General features: G+C 36.3%; 14 protein-coding genes. 5 read left to right on the forward strand and 9 right to left on the reverse strand.

Annotation, left to right across the window (positions count from 1 at the left end):
* Window positions 1–9: 9 nt before the first annotated feature.
* The 5 genes from R2Q78_RS02490 to R2Q78_RS02510 form a co-directional block, all read right to left on the reverse strand.
* Window positions 10–1,143 carry an efflux RND transporter periplasmic adaptor subunit gene (locus R2Q78_RS02490; protein WP_316788561.1) on the reverse strand — a complete coding sequence of 378 codons (1,134 nt, stop codon included), beginning with the start codon at window positions 1,141–1,143 and terminating at the stop codon, window positions 10–12.
* Between the two features lie 161 nt (window positions 1,144–1,304).
* A complete protein-coding gene (locus R2Q78_RS02495; RefSeq protein WP_316788563.1) occupies window positions 1,305–1,904 on the reverse strand; it encodes a TetR/AcrR family transcriptional regulator in 600 nt (199 codons plus the stop codon).
* 93 nt (window positions 1,905–1,997) lie between these two features.
* Window positions 1,998–3,278, reverse strand: coding sequence for a hypothetical protein (locus R2Q78_RS02500; RefSeq protein WP_316788564.1), 1,281 nt, complete (start codon window positions 3,276–3,278; stop codon window positions 1,998–2,000).
* Window positions 3,279–3,318: 40 nt separating this feature from the next.
* Entirely contained in the window at window positions 3,319–4,974 is a 1,656-nt protein-coding gene (locus R2Q78_RS02505) for a hypothetical protein (RefSeq protein ID WP_316788566.1), read from the reverse strand.
* 226 nt (window positions 4,975–5,200) lie between these two features.
* The gene (locus tag R2Q78_RS02510; protein WP_316788568.1) at window positions 5,201–5,749 is read right to left on the reverse strand and encodes a hypothetical protein; all 549 of its coding nucleotides are present in this window, start codon (window positions 5,747–5,749) and stop codon (window positions 5,201–5,203) included.
* A 233-nt stretch (window positions 5,750–5,982) separates the two neighbouring features.
* Between R2Q78_RS02510 and R2Q78_RS02515 the strand changes: the two genes are divergently transcribed.
* From R2Q78_RS02515 to R2Q78_RS02525, 3 genes are all read left to right on the forward strand, one after another.
* A complete protein-coding gene (locus R2Q78_RS02515) occupies window positions 5,983–7,020 on the forward strand; it encodes a LacI family DNA-binding transcriptional regulator (RefSeq protein WP_316788570.1) in 1,038 nt (345 codons plus the stop codon).
* A gap of 90 nt (window positions 7,021–7,110) precedes the next feature.
* Window positions 7,111–8,106 (forward strand): sugar kinase, encoded by a 996-nt coding sequence (locus tag R2Q78_RS02520; protein ID WP_316788571.1) that lies wholly within the window; start codon window positions 7,111–7,113, stop codon window positions 8,104–8,106.
* Window positions 8,107–8,114: 8 nt separating this feature from the next.
* Window positions 8,115–8,765 carry a bifunctional 4-hydroxy-2-oxoglutarate aldolase/2-dehydro-3-deoxy-phosphogluconate aldolase gene (locus tag R2Q78_RS02525; protein WP_316788573.1) on the forward strand — a complete coding sequence of 217 codons (651 nt, stop codon included), beginning with the start codon at window positions 8,115–8,117 and terminating at the stop codon, window positions 8,763–8,765.
* A gap of 20 nt (window positions 8,766–8,785) precedes the next feature.
* Here the strand turns inward: R2Q78_RS02525 and R2Q78_RS02530 are convergent, their stop codons facing one another.
* Both R2Q78_RS02530 and R2Q78_RS02535 read right to left on the reverse strand, forming a co-directional pair.
* The gene (locus R2Q78_RS02530) at window positions 8,786–9,121 is read right to left on the reverse strand and encodes a helix-turn-helix domain-containing protein (RefSeq protein ID WP_136834974.1); all 336 of its coding nucleotides are present in this window, start codon (window positions 9,119–9,121) and stop codon (window positions 8,786–8,788) included.
* Between the two features lie 465 nt (window positions 9,122–9,586).
* Window positions 9,587–10,939 carry a Gfo/Idh/MocA family protein gene (locus tag R2Q78_RS02535; protein WP_316788575.1) on the reverse strand — a complete coding sequence of 451 codons (1,353 nt, stop codon included), beginning with the start codon at window positions 10,937–10,939 and terminating at the stop codon, window positions 9,587–9,589.
* 445 nt (window positions 10,940–11,384) lie between these two features.
* Here R2Q78_RS02535 and R2Q78_RS02540 point away from each other — a divergent pair, with 445 nt between their 5' ends.
* Together R2Q78_RS02540 and R2Q78_RS02545 are read left to right on the forward strand one after the other, a co-directional pair.
* Window positions 11,385–12,404 (forward strand): LacI family DNA-binding transcriptional regulator, encoded by a 1,020-nt coding sequence (locus R2Q78_RS02540; RefSeq protein ID WP_316788577.1) that lies wholly within the window; start codon window positions 11,385–11,387, stop codon window positions 12,402–12,404.
* 79 nt (window positions 12,405–12,483) lie between these two features.
* Window positions 12,484–13,512, forward strand: a complete 1,029-nt coding sequence (locus R2Q78_RS02545) for an aminoglycoside phosphotransferase family protein (protein ID WP_316788578.1) — start codon at window positions 12,484–12,486, stop codon at window positions 13,510–13,512.
* On the opposite strand, the gene R2Q78_RS02550 is transcribed toward R2Q78_RS02545, so the two are convergent.
* Window positions 13,507–15,222: a GMC family oxidoreductase gene (locus R2Q78_RS02550; protein WP_316788579.1), complete on the reverse strand. Its 1,716-nt coding sequence runs from the start codon at window positions 15,220–15,222 to the stop codon at window positions 13,507–13,509. The genes R2Q78_RS02545 and R2Q78_RS02550 overlap by 6 nt on opposite strands.
* 10 nt (window positions 15,223–15,232) lie before the next feature.
* A complete protein-coding gene (locus R2Q78_RS02555; RefSeq protein ID WP_316788581.1) occupies window positions 15,233–15,730 on the reverse strand; it encodes a gluconate 2-dehydrogenase subunit 3 family protein in 498 nt (165 codons plus the stop codon).
* Between the last annotated feature and the right edge of the window lie 10 nt (window positions 15,731–15,740).

Raw genomic sequence — 15,740 nt, forward strand, 5'->3', positions numbered from 1 at the left:
TCGCGAGATTTATTTATTAATTAATTGAGCCACTTTTTGTGTTGTTTTCTCAGGTTTGATCTCCTGCCCTTCCTGTAACCGGTCTATTCCACTTAGCACTATCTGATCACCAACCTTTATACCTTCTTTTACCAGGTAGTTACTTCCACTTCTTGCAATAATCGTAATTGGCATCTTTTTCACTTTATTGCTATCTGCAACAGCAAATACAAAGACTTTATCCTGCATCTCAACAGTTGCTGATTGCGGGATTAAAAAGGCATCATTATGCGTTTCAGCTATGCGAATTTTCCCTGTATTACCAGATCTTAAAATACCCTGAGCATTTGGAAATGTCGCTCTAAGTGAAATGGAGCCCGTTTGTTTATCAAATTGTCCATCTACCATATCAATCTTACCTTGTTGGGCATAGGTTGTCTGGTCGGCAAGTACGAGAGAGATACCCGGAATCTTACTTGCTTTTTCTGCTATAGTTTTACCTTCGTACCGGGAATTAAAAGCAATAAAGTCATCTTCACCCAGTGAAAAATAAACATGAACCTCATGTGCATCAGAAAGCAAGGTAAGAGGATTTAGATCAGATGGATTTACAAGACTTCCTTGTTTTTTAGGTAACCTACCTACATAACCACTTACAGGTGCCTTAATAAGTGTATAACCCAAATTGATTTCTGCAATTCCCACTCCGGCTTTAGCTTGTTCTACGTTAGCTAAAGCAGATTCATAGCTAGCTTTCGCACTTTTTAGCTGAAAATCTGATACAACTTTATTGGCCACAAGTGGAGTCAGTTTTTCTACTTCCAACTGTGCATTTAGAAGAGAAGCCCTGGCTGACAAAAGCGCTGCTTTTGCATTATTTACTGCCTGCCTAAATGGAAGTTCGTTGATCTTAAACAACGGCTGTCCTTTACGAACAAGAGCGCCCTCGCTTACAAAAATCTCATCTAACGCGCCAGATACCTGGGGACGTATTTCCAGATCTACAGTACCTTCTATTGACGCCGGGTATTCAGTAAATGTGGTTTCGGATGATTTTCTGACCTCTGTGACAGGCAGGGCCTGTATTGCGGGTGGCGGAGGTGTACTGGTTTGACCACTACACCCATATAAAAATATTGCTAAAACTAGTATTGATGTTTTCATAACGTTATTAGATTGTTTAACAGTGTTAAGTAATTGTAAATAGTTTGGAGGAATTTTCATATTATATATATTAAAGAGATGGCTGATAACGACATTAAAGTCATTTAACAGTGTTAAGTAGTAGTTTTAAAAAAAGGTCCATAGAACCTGTAATATATTAATTAGTCGTTGATGTATTTAATGATGCCTTTTATGGCATCTTTTAGAATACGTTGATTCATTTCTTCATTTCGTCCTTTATTAACCAGATTGATGGAAATCAATCCATGTATAATGGACCAAAAAGTATAAAATTTTCGACAAACCAGATCTTCAGGAGGATTGTCAACCGTCATAATCTTTTCGATCACCTCATATATGAGATCATCAGCGAGTTCCGCTTCAGGCATAGACTTTTTGAGCTCGCAGCAATTCATATCTACTCCATACATCAATCTGTAAAGCTCCTTATATTTGAAAGCAAAATTCCAATACGCTATCCACATTGCTTCAAGCTGATCTGCCGGAGATTCATGCAACTGTTTGGCTGTCCTCACCTCACCAGCGAGGATAATATATCCCCTTCTTGTCAGCTCAAGTAAAATCCCTTCCTTGTTAGCAAAATACTCATAAATAATAGGTGCTGTATACTCAATTTTATCAGCTATTTTCCTCATGCTAAGAGACTGCCACCCTTCATCTTTTACAATATCTAAAGCAGCATCTAAAATATTTAGTCTGGTTTCGTCCTTTAGTCTTGCTATTCTCTCTTTACTTCCCATAATATAATTATGACGAGGTGTAAATAATTTAACACCGTTAAGCAAATGTATAAACAGTTTGCTAATTACGTATCATTTATTTGTCAAATCGAATCAGAATAATTGAGCCAAGCCGTTAATATCACTTTTTTTAAATTTTAAAACTGCTTCAAAACAGTTCGCATCATTGTTTTTTTGCTTTGCAAAGATTGTAAGTGATTTTAGATCTCGCATCTTTTTAAAAGTTAATTGAGAACTACTTTTACTGGAAAAAGACCCAAAGTCGATTTCAAGTCCGAAAAAATAGGGAGTATCTTCTCTTTCAGTAGAAACTACTTTTTTGCTTGTACTCAATTTGAACTCATCAGTTCCTGCAAACCAATATATATTGTATAAAGGAAAGAGTGTCTTATTAAAAGCTCCATTATAGCTAATTACACGTTCAAGATTCAAATACTTCGTCAAAGGCATCGCATCAGAATTTAGAGACAATACCACATTAGGCACAAAAGAAGTTTTTGTAGCTGCAATTGCAACCTTTTCAAAATCTTCATTGTAATCATAAGTAATTACAGTATCCTGTTGCTCAATGTTGCCGGCAACTTCTAAATCTGCATACCTAACTTTATGTTTAAGCAAACTATCGATGTTGAGTTGTGCGTTCTTTAATTGAATTATCTTTTTAAAAGGTAATCTGGACAAGTCTATATTTAACCACATCGTCAATTGCGCAGACCTACTAAATTTTTTATGAGACAAGGAACCTTGATTTGACTTTAAATATCTGGAACTAAAATCTCCATTAAAGGTAATTCTGCCGTCGTGAAAATTACCGGTTCCCTCATACCGACCATATACATAAGTTACATCAGCTTTATTAGCCCTAAGCTTAGACAATCTTTCATCATCAGGCCGAACCATATTCACTCCCTTTAACATATCTTTAAGTATTTGAGCAATCGCTTCCTTCTTAAATGAATATGCTATAGCAATTCTTTGTTTATTATAGGCCACTGTTAATTTGCCATCTGGTGATGTACCAAAACTAAGTCCGGTCTCCTGCCCTGCTATGGCATTAATCCTTAACTCGTCTTTTAAAAAGGCTTTAAGATTCTCTGGGTTTTTAATCGGCATCAAACAGAAAAATGTATCAAATGATCTACCGGATATATTGTAGACAAATACATTAGCAGGAATCTTCAGTCCAGTGTTTAGATTACTGTATTTATTGCGATCTTCATAATACCCTGAATTACCTAAATAATCTTTAAACAGCTTCGAATAGACCTGGTCCGCGTTGATTCGAAAAATCAATGCCGCATTTTTATGTATCCCTTGGTTATAAGAGGTGTATTGACGATATTTCAAATATCCAAATACCGATATCAGTAGCATTATGATAATTGCTGCTGATATCAGTATTATTCTTAGAAATTTACTTTTGTACATTTTCAATGATAGAGAACAAATACCTCAGAGAATTTTGATGGGTTGCGGGAACATCCATACTTATTTCACCTGATAAAGTATTGCCTTTAATAGGATTTGATTTCAAATAAATATCTCCAATTGAAGTTAATATTCCGTTTACCTTTTCCATTTCCTTAGAGCCTCCCATTTCTCCCAAAGGGATTTTCCCTGCCATCTTTTTTGGATTAAAATAAGCGGAATAATTAGCGCTAATCATTCGTTTTTTGTGTTTACTGCTAATGTTACCTACAAAAGTATTTCCCGTAATACTTTTAAATTCTGTCTCATCGGTTCCAAAAAATAGAATCCCGTTTTTTATGGCGACAAAAATTGCCAGCGGCGTTTTAGGTATCGCAAGTTCAAAATACCCGGACTTTTGCTGTATCATTTGTTTTTTTGTACCGTATGCAATTAATTTATCCAACAACTTGGTATCTTCTGTAGACAACATAAATAGGAAATCAGGAAGTATTTCTTTTTTGGTTTTTGTTACTTCCTTTGTTTCAAAATTATCTTCATTATAATCATAAGACTTAAAAGTAGCTTCCTTCTGAGACAACCCGTTAAATATAAATAAGCCATCACCTTTTACAACTTTACTAATAGCTTCTTCATCAAGCAGCAGAGAAAAGAGATCTGTAGCCATCCCAATTTCATCTGCATATAGTGAGCCATAAATATTGGAAATTAATTTTGGATATTCCTGAAGATAGGCTTTGGTATCCATTGCATAGGCCATATACCCTATCATTTTATCTTCATTCATGTACTTCAGGAAGTTTTTATTCACCTTACGCTTATAAACCTTTTTAAAAACATCAGCATAAGCATCATTAAAAGTGATAGAAGTACTGAGTTTTATGGATTGCTTTTCAAGATAAAGCTTGGCATTAACCGCACCATAACCATTCAGAAAATTAATCCCCTTAAAACTATATAAGTCAGGCATATAACTATTCATAAGCTTATCTGCGCCGGAAAGCCAAATGCTTGCTTCTGCGTTGTCATCTAAACTGGTTATAAAATCTTTATTATTTAATATGGAACCAGTAGTTCTAGATGAGAATGCATCCTCAAGCATCCGATCCGTCCATAGCGCAATTATCGCTTTTTGCTTCTGGATATTTTTATAATTTTCACTAACATAACTATCTTCGACCGTAACTGGTACCATATCTACTTCCAGACTATCTGAATCTTCTGCTTCTTCTCCAACCGCAATTGTATCTACGGCAGTATCGATATATGTTGTATCTGAAACAACGGTAACAGCACTTGAGTCTACTTCTAGATCTAAAGAAATCAAACCAAATCTGTCGATAACATCTTGACGGGAGAAGTAACTTTGTTTTGCGCTACCAATTGCAAAAAGCAGCATTTCATCGTTCCAATATACTATTTCGCTTGAATCGGCGCTGTAATAGGTCCTAAGTCCATCTTTTGAATTAAATTTTTTACGGCCTCCTGTATACAATGCATCAATTTGTTTTGCATTTTTTATAGGTGCAAGAAAGCAGTTATAGGTTACACTATCATTACTTTGATTATAATAATAAAAGTTAGAGGATAGATTAAACCCTAAATCCTCTAGAGTATTTAAAGCAGGATCTATTTTATTCAAGGTTGACAATACCTGTTTTCCTAAGAAAGTGGTATTGAATTCCTTTAAAGACATCAGTTCCGTCAGGTTCTTACCCTTTATGGTAGCTACGGCGAGTGCGTCGGCAGGAATTTTAGAAGATAGGTCCTGGGCAAAACCCGTTAAGCCAGTCATTGTTAAAATTAATGCATAAAAGCATTTGTACAGATTTTTCATGTATTGAGTTGTTAATTTAAAAGGGCAATTTCTATTTTGCCAGAACAATCTTGTTAGAGATATCGGTTTTCCCATTGATCAAACCGAGCATCCCTGCATTGATCATCACAGCTTTTTTAGATTTAGATACTTTAGCCAGAGGATTGTTACTGTTTATTATCAATTCTTCGAAGCGGTAAATACTGGTATAAGTGGCTTCCTTAAAGATATTTTTAACCTCAGGCTTAAGTCTACTATACTGATTAACAGCTTCTTTGGTATGCTGATAGCTACGTTGAAAGGTCATTGTTCTGGCGTCGTAGGAATAGGAAGAATTACTTATGGCGTTGATCTTCAGTTTTTTAAGAACGCTACTGGTTAGATTATTGATGTTCGTAATACTTTTAAAATCAAAACTCAGGCTAACAATGTAATTTTCAAGATCAATTTTCTTCTCAACCTTGCTGATACCGGGTGAATTTCTCAAATACTCAACAGCCTCATTCATTTCCTTTTGAATGGTTTGACGGTCAGGTACCTTGTATCCTTGTATACTATCCATCAACATAATGGAAGCTACCTTTGACTTACTCGCACTCATATTTAAGGTAAGACTTACTCTGCCTGAACCTGATTTAGTAACGTTAATTTCTTCAATAATCTGAAAACAGGAAGAAAAAAAAGGCAAAATGAATATTAAAAAGAACAATTTATATTTTTTATGGAGCATTGATATTAAAGTGTTTTTAAAGGAGGATGGTCAAATATATGATTAACTTTACTTTATTCGATTTATAAATTGCAAATTCGCTCCTGCACACAACGGAAAACAGTATGAACAACAGCGTCACTTTAAAAGACATTGCCAAAGCGCTCAATTTATCTATTTCTACCATCTCCAAATCATTAAATGATAGCCATGAAATCAGTGCAGAGACTAAAAAATTGGTATTGGATTATGCGCAACAGCATCATTATTTTCCGAATCGTCTGGCTAAGGGACTTAAGGAAGGTAAAAGTAGGTCGATAGGTGTAGTTGTTTGCTCTCTGGAAAATAACTTTGCAGCACAGATGCTGGATGGTATTGATTGCGCAAGTACTGATAAATCTTATCAGATCATTATCATGCAAAGCAAAGAGTCACAAAAACAGGAAAGAGCGTGTATAGAGTTGCTATATGCAGGAGGTGTTGACGGAATCCTGATTTCTCCCGCCTGTGAAACAGTCGACTTCAGCTACCTGCAGTCCCTGCAGGAGTCTGGATTACCCGTTGTATTATTTGACAGATTAAGTGACGACATAGACACACACAAAGTCGGTGCTGATAATTTTAAAGGCGCTTACGATGCCACTGTGCACCTCATTAAGAACGGTTACAGGAGTATAGCACACTTAAATACCAACACAATTTTAAATATTGCTACAGAGCGTCTCAACGGATACAAGCAAGCTCTCGAAGAATATAAACTAACATATAGGCCAGATCTCCTGCGATCTTGTGATTATACAGATGCGAAAAAATTAAATGCTGACCTGGAAGAGTCCATCAAATACTACATGGCACTTAAGGATCGTCCAGACGCAATATTGACAAGTACAGATCAGATCAGTACCCGATGCCTGGCCCTGTTAAACAAGCTTGGGTATAAAATACCTGAAGACGTAGCTCTGATTGGATTTACCAATACTGATCTTGCTGATGCCTTTAATCCTCCTCTAACTACTGTCCACCAACCTGCTTTTGAAATTGGCCAATTGGCTGCGTCAAAATTAATATCACTGATTGAAAAGAAAAACCAGGAGCCGGAATACGAAACCATATTATTGGATACTACAATTCAGGTAAGGGCCTCTACAAGAGCAAGGAAATAAATCCGAAAACGATTGCGTGCATATATATACATTAGCTGATGGATTTAATGAGTTAAACCTGTATTATTGCACATTGATATTCATTTAAATATGCAGAAACAAGAGAACATACTGGTGTTTGGCGAACTTTTACTCAGGTTTAGTTCTGCCGAAGAACAGTTTATTTCTAAAAACCATACAGTGTCCTTATTTCCAGGTGGCTCAGAAGCTAACGTGACAGCCTCTCTTTCTCAATGGAATATTCCTTGTTCTTACGTTACTGCTGCCCCAAAAAATGCTTTAGCAGCCAGTGCTCTGCAAACATTATCGGATTTGGGAGCAGATACGTCAAAAACCTTAATACAAGGTAGCAGATTAGGCTTATACTTTCTACTTTCAGCTAATGGATTAAGCAGTGGAGAAGTGGTATACGACCGAAAATTTTCATCGTTCAGTACGCTTGTTCCGCAGACTATTGATTGGGATTCTCTGATGGAAGGACATACCTGGTTTCATTTTACTGCACTTACCCCCGCTCTTAATGAAACAATGGCTATTATTTGCAAGGAGGCACTTATTGCTGCCAAAAAGAAGGGCTTAAAAATCTCTGTAGACCTGAATTACCGGAACCGACTATGGGACTATGGCAAACAACCAATCGAAGTAATGCCTGAACTTGTTCAATACTGCGACGTGATCATGGGTAATATATGGGCGGCCAACAAAATGCTGGGCACAGCAGTAGATCCCAGTCTGGACAGAAATACAAGCAGTGAAGAATATTTCGAACAGGCCAAAGCATCAGCCAGGGAGATCTTTGAAAAATTCCCCCAATGTTCGCATCTGGCCAATACTTTCAGATTTATGGATCAAGCAAAACATAACCTATTCTACGGTACCTACCATACGAGAACGGAACATTTCATATCTGACGTAAGGGAAACATATGATGTAATCGACCGAATTGGAAGTGGTGATGCTTTCATGGCAGGATTAATTTACGCATTAATCCATACAAATGACGGACAAGAAATTATTAATAAAGCAACTAATGCCGGTTATCAAAAGCTTTTTGTAAAAGGAGATTTTGGGAATGGCTCAATTTAACAGCAACAATGAAAATAAATACATTATCACATATAGAACAATACCCTGTAATTCCTGTCTATTATCATGAAGATCCAGAAATATGCAAGGCAATAGTTAAGGCTTGTTATGATGGGGGAATCAGGGTATTTGAATTTACCAACAGAGGAGAAAATGCGCTCGATAACTTTAAAATTTTACTTGAATACAGGAATGAACATTTTAAAGATCTTCAATTAGGAATTGGAACAATAAAAAATATTCAGCAAGCGCAAGCATATCTCGACCTTGGAGCAGATTTTCTAGTAAGTCCGATTGTAAAGGAAGATATTGCCCGGTTGGCATCATCTAACAATACCTTATGGATTCCCGGTTGTATGACACCTACAGAAATTAACTTTGCAGAAGAATTAGGTGCTTCATTAGTTAAGCTTTTTCCTGGAGACACATTGGGCCCTGGATTTTTAAAAGCAATTAAACCTCTTTTTCCGAAATTAAAATTTATGCCTACTGGGGGTGTTGATGTCAACAAAGAGAATATTGATCAATGGCTGAGTGCAGGGGTTACATCACTTGGTTTCGGATCAAAACTTTTCCTTAAACCTGCTGGAGTATCAGGCTATGAATGGCTAACTGAAAATTGCAGATTACTTATTAAATTAGTAGACAGGCGTAATTAACCCTGTCTACTAATTATCCATTATTTCTTATTACGCTGATCTTCTTTGTCATACAGTTCAATAAGCTTAGTCTGCAATTTAATAACGGTGTTTTCCAAATCACTAACTTTTTCCTTCAATTGATCGATTAGTTGCGTTTGTTCATTCACTCCCTCTTCGCCGACATCCAGTAATTCCCTTAAAGTTAAATTGTGAACTTCAGCAATCTGATTAATCCTGCTAAAATTTGGATCCGTGATGCTTGTTTCTAATTTTGAATATGCCGGAATTGAAATTTCCAATAAATCGGCCATTGCTTTTTGATTTACCCCTCGTTTCTGGCGTAAAATCCTAAATTTCTCCCCTAGTGTTTTCATAACCAATAATATTTAATATATCCTCCCTATTTTGATTGAAATAAATTTAAGAATTATTAAATAAAATATTGTATTATTAGTATACTTTTTTGAAATAATTTATAACTCAATTATAAAACTAGAAAAGGCTGGCCTACTACCTCTTATTTTGCCTAAAGATAAAAGCAGCTAATATCAATGAAACTGCCAGTCCGGAATATCCAGGGAATAAAATGAATAAATAAAGAATACCGGCTACTGCTGCAAGCGTAACAATAAACAGTATACCTTTTAAAGGTGATTCCATTTTAAATGCAGCTATCACTGCAAATAATAAAAATGTAAGGGCAAGTGCTGTTAAAAACATGCACAAAGATGCGCTTTCAATGTTAAGTTAATATTAACAAAATACAATTTGGAAATATTGTAAATTAAAAAAGCCTCTCCCTAAAGGGAAAGGCTAAATATAAATCAAACTAAATATTTCTAATAGTCGTCGTTAAATGCAAAAACAGGTTTTCTGTGCATCCATTTGCCACTTGTGAAATCCGGGAAGTCAATTGTTTCATTGCCCATCTCTATTGATTGCTCACTTAATGGTGTAATTGCACTCCATGCTGCCGCGTCATATACATCTAATGGAGTTGGTAAATTACGTTTAACAGATTCAATAAACGCATGGATTACAAAGAAATCCATACCGCCATGTCCTGCTCCCTGAGCATCATTTCCGTATTTTTTCCAAAGTGGGTGGTCATATTTGTCTAACCATTCTTTTGCATTGTCCCACTGGTGCGGCTTACTAACACCCTCTACATAGATACTTTTATTTACATCCATCCACAATCCTTTTGTACCCTGAACCCTAAAGCCTAATGAATAAGGTCTTGGTAAATTGGTATCGTGTTGCAAAATGATGGTTTCTCCGTTAGCACAGTCAATTGTAGTCGTCACGATATCTCCAAGGCGGAAATTAACTTTAGCGTTAGGGTGACTTGCACCACCTTTTTCAACAATATAATTATGCAAACCTCTTGATTTCGTAGAGAATGAATTCAATTTCAGGAATCTATTACCCCTGTTGATATCTATACAGTTGGCTACCGGACCAATTCCGTGAGTTGGATACAAATCACCATTGCGATATACAGAATGGTTAGTTCTCCACTTAGCTTCAGAAAAACCTTTCTCATTAAATTCAACACCGCCACCATATGGTTTGACACCGTCATTAAATTTAACTTCCCTTAGGTCGTGCTGATATCCACCCTGAAGGTGCAGGATTTCACCAAATAGACCCTGTCTAACCATGTTCAAAGCAGCTAAAACGTCTCTTCTATAACAAACGTTTTCCAGCATCATTACATGGGCATTATGTTTTTCTGCTGCCTGAACAACATCCCAATGATCTTGTAATGTAATACCTAAAATAACTTCAGTAGCTACATACTTAATACCAGACTCGATAGATTTAATGATCATTTCTTTATGCCATTCCCACGGAGTAGCAATTAGTATAGATTGTAATCCTTTGATTTCAAGCATTTTTTTCCAGGCATTTTCATCACCTGTAAAAATTTTCGGCATTGGTTTACCACTTTTAGTAATCAGGCCTTTTGCAGTTTCAAGCATTCTGGGCTCGATGTCGCAAATGGCTACGAGCTCTACATCATTTCTTTTCAACAACAGATCTAAGTGGTTTTGTCCACGTAATCCCACACCAATCATTGCAATTTTTACTTTATCAGCAGTTGTACCTGCAAATAATGGATTTTCCGGCAAAATTGTAACGGCTGCGGCAGTTAAACCTGAGTTTCTAACAAATTCTCTTCTGTTCATAATTTATTTAGTACACTTTATATGTTCTGGTTAGTTGAATCATCGTCATTTCTGTTACAAACAACAATAATCTACCACAAGGTATATACTATATGAGTAACTGGTAGCACAAAAACCAAAAAAAAACACGCAAACGTTTGATATTTTTCAGCTTCTATCTTTTTTCTATATAATTTAAATATATCGTAACTTCCTAATAATGTATGCGATAGAAGTAATGTGAAAAAAATCTGATATCTCGATAATAATAAAGCAGACTATACAATTACAATTATTTAATGTAAAATTTATATTGAAAAATCCGCCACTTTTAAACTTAAATGTATTTGACGTACGGACAAACGTTTGCGCAGATTTATGTGTATATTGGATATTAAACGATAAAAAAATAGAATTTTATTAAAATTGTAAGGTTATTCAAAGTTTATTATAATATTTGAGCATAATGTCTGACAAACCAACAACAATAAAGGAAATTGCTAAAATACTTAAGATATCAGTTTCAACTGTATCAAGAGCATTAAATGATCATTCAAGTATTGGGTTAACTACGAAAATGAGGGTTAAAAAACTCGCATCAGAGCTCAATTATGAACCCAATCAAAAAGCTATACAGTTTCTCCATGGCAAATCACTTATTATTGGTGTAATCTTACCCGAACTATCTGAATCCTTTTTCTCAACGGCGATAAGCGGAATTGAGGACATTGCCTACAAAAGAAATTATACGGTGCTATTGGCACAATCACATGATGATGCAGAGCGAGAAAAGCTACTGGTAGAAAAGATGAAAACGCAACGTGTAGACGGCCTTCTTGTCTCCGTATCAAAAACAACAAGTACATACGAACATTTTGAAATATTTAAGAAGCTAAATATCCCTGTTGTATTCTTTGATCGTATCCCTCCCATCAAAGACATACATTATGTGGCTTCTAATCTTGAAACAGGTACATACGAGGCTGTGAATTTCCTCTTAAAGAAAGGTCACCGCACTATTGGTATGATCAATGGCCCAAACACTTTGGTAGCAAGTCATGAAAGAAAAGAAGGTTACATCAAAGCAATGATGTCAAACAGGTTAAAATTTGATCCTTCTTTAATTGTAAGTTGTGATCTTTCTGAAGCAGGTACCATAGAAGTAATGGATACCATGCTTAATCACCGAAGAAAACCTACAGCGATAGTAACTTTCAACGACTATGTGGCCCTTTTCGCTATCAGATATACACGCTCATTGGACCTGAAAGGCATAGATTTCGTTAGCTATGCAAATCTTCCTATCATAAATTACATGGATTATACCCCAATTGCCTCTGTAGAGCAATTTCCCTATAAACAAGGTAAAAAAGCCGCAGATATTCTCATAGATCTGATTAATAAACCTAAAACTGAATCAGGTGCCGAACAAGCTTATTTTAATATTGTTGTTGAATCTGAATTGGTAATCAGTCAGTCAAAATAATTTTGCGCAATCGTTTGCACGATGGTTTAAATATGGAATTCGTTACGTTTACGTTTGATAAACAAATTTTAATAAGCGCATGTTCGAAAATATTTTGCCATTGTATGGTTTGAGTTCAGATAAAACTACCGTTAAGCTATTTGGAGACGGCTTAATTAACCATACCTGGAAAGTAAGTACTGATACCCAAAATTATATTTTACAAAAAGTAAATAACGACGTTTTTAAAACACCTACAGATATTGATGAAAATATCTCTTTAATTAAAGAGTATTTAAATGTCAAATACCCAAATTACTTATTTGTATCGCCTGTAAACACTTTAAGTGGAGAGTCTCTCTTAGATACAGACTTCGGTTATTACAGGCTGTTTCCTTTTGTTGAAGGCTCTACTTCCCACAACTCACTCACTAATAAGTCGGAAGCCTATGAGGCAGCAAAGCAATTTGGAAAATTCTCTAAAATTCTTGCAGAATTTGATGCTGAACAACTAAATATCACTATTCCTAATTTTCACAATCTTAAACTAAGGTCTGAGCAGTTCGCAGAAGCTTGCAAAAATGCTGCTGCAGACAGACTGGAGCTTGCCAAAGAGAGTATTGAATTCATCAATGAAAACAAAAGTATTGTAGATACTTATTGTAAAATTGTAGAAAATAAAGAGATTCCTCTTAGGGTAATTCATCACGATACAAAAATAAACAATGTACTTTTTGACGAGAAGAATAACGGTTTGTGTGTAATAGACTTAGATACTGTGATGCCTGGGTATTTCATCAGTGACGTTGGGGATATGATGAGGACCTACCTTGCAGTAGCAAGTGAAGAAGAAACAGACCTTTCAAAGATCAGTATCAGAAAAGAATTTTTCCAGGCCATCTATGATGGTTATATGGACGAGATGAACGATGTGCTAACAGAAACGGAAAAACAATACTTTACTTATGCAGGTAAATTTATAATTTATATGCAGGCTATTCGCTTCTTAGCAGATTACCTGCAAAATGATACTTATTATGGCGCTAAATATGAAGGCCATAATCTCAATAGGGCTAAAAACCAGATTGCCCTGTTAAAAGAGTATAAAAAAATGGAAGGAGAGCTATAGCTCTCCTTTTTTCATTTCATTTACCGCATAATCTACTGCTCTCGCAGTAAACGCCATATAAGTTAACGATGGGTTTTGTGTAGAGGTAGAAGTCATGCATGCGCCATCAGTCACAAATACATTTTTGCACGCATGAAGCTGATGCCATTTATTCAGCATTGATGTTTTTGGGTCATGTCCCATTCTAACACCTCCCATCTCGTGAATATCCAGACCAGGCGCTTGAGATGCATCATTTACCTCAATATTTTTAAAACCTGCCTCAGTAAACATTTCCGATAACTGCTCAATATAATCTTTCTTCATCTTAGCATCATTGTCATCATAGTCTATCGCGATTTTTAGCTGCGGAATACCCCAGGCATCTTTTTTATTGGCATCAAGACTCACATAATTACTTTCCTTAGGAATAGTTTCCCCCATCATATGGGAACCAACTTTCCACGGCCCTAATTTTTTCGTCAATAGTTGTGACTTTAGATCTATGCCAATTCCGGATGTATCAGTATCAGCAGTTCTGTAAGCTCCAAAACCCGCTGCATATCCCCTTTTAAAGTTAGTTTCCTGTTTTAAGAGATTTCTAAATCGCGGAATATACCCACCGCCGGCAGGATTTCGTCCATCTGTTGTAAATTCCTTTAACCCTTCATACTCGGCATTAATACGCGCGCTATAGTTGTGAAACGCCACATATTTACCTAGCACACCACTGTCATTTCCCAATCCGTTTGGAAAACGTGAAGATTTAGAATTCAACAGGATCAGGTTAGTATTAATTGCAGCTGCATTTACAAAAATCACCTTGGCAAAATATTCAGTAACTTCCTTGGTATTGGTATCTACTACCCTCACACCTGTTGCCTTGCCTAATTTATCATCATAGATAACAGATTCAACCACTGAAAACGGACGAAGAGTTAAATTCCCGGTCTTGGCTGCCCAGGGTAAAGTAGAAGCATTGCTACTGAAATACCCTCCAAACGGACAACCCCTCTGACATAGATTCCTGTTCTGACACTTCACCCTGCCCTGATCAAAATGGATTTGTTTAGGTTGCGACAAATGTGCACATCTGGCACTGATCACATGCCTGTTACCATACTTATTTTTCAGAGATTTCTTAAAATAATCTTCAACCGCATTCAAAGGGAATCCCGGCAAAAATTCTCCATCCGGTAATTCCGGTAAGCCATCACTATTACCTGATATTCCCGCAAATTTCTCTACATAACTGTACCAGGGTGCAATATCCTTATACCTAATGGGCCAGTCGACAGCAAAATCATCCCTCAATGGCCCTTCAAAATCCAGGTCACTCCAGCGTTGAGTCTGCCTTGCCCACATAAGAGATTTACCACCTACCTGGTACCCGCGTATCCAGTCAAATGGCTTTTCCTGAACATAAGGGTGTTCATTATCTTTAACGAAAAAGTGCATTGCATCTTCTTTAAATGCATAGCATTTACTTATCACTGGATTTTCCTTTTTAATGGCTAAAGAGACCTCCCCTCTATGCTCAAATTCATAAGGATATTTATTAGTTGTGGGGTAATCAACGATATGCTTTACATCTCTTCCTCTTTCCAGAACAAGCGTTTTTAATCCCTTCTCAGTAAATTCCTTAGCCGCCCAGCCACCGCTGATCCCTGAACCAATTACAATTGCATCGTAAGTGTTCTTCTTTACTGCATCAATATTAAGATTTGACATGATTTTTTACTTAGGTATTTTTAACAGGGAAATAACCATTATATCTTCCGGGTACCAATTCCCAGATCACCAGATTACTCATCACATATTTAGAATTCATATAACCACCAATCGTACGGTCTTTTACTATATTAAAAAAGTTATATGCATCTTCATCTAAATGCTCTTTTTTTGCATTCGCATCCAGAATAAACTGCTTCCGTTCAGATGCTTCAAGTTTAGAAACATATTTCAGTCCGTTACTGAATACTTGCTGGTCCTTTTTTTCATAGCAGTCATCTACCATTTTCAAAACAAAGAGATGAAGTTTAAGATCTTTTGCACCGGGTGTATCTGTCTTTGGAATAATCATTTCCGTGATTTCCGCCAGGATGTTTTCCTGATCCAAATCTATATCCAAATTCTTTAATTCGATCGAAGCTTTTCCCGATTCCCTCAAACAAGATGGCAATACCATCAGTCCCCCAGCTAAGATCAGTACTTGCTTTATAGCTAAACGTCTTTCCATTATTTAATGT

It is taken from the genome of Pedobacter frigoris (genome assembly GCF_032678645.1).
Taxonomy (GTDB): Bacteria; Bacteroidota; Bacteroidia; order Sphingobacteriales; family Sphingobacteriaceae; genus Pedobacter; species Pedobacter frigoris_A.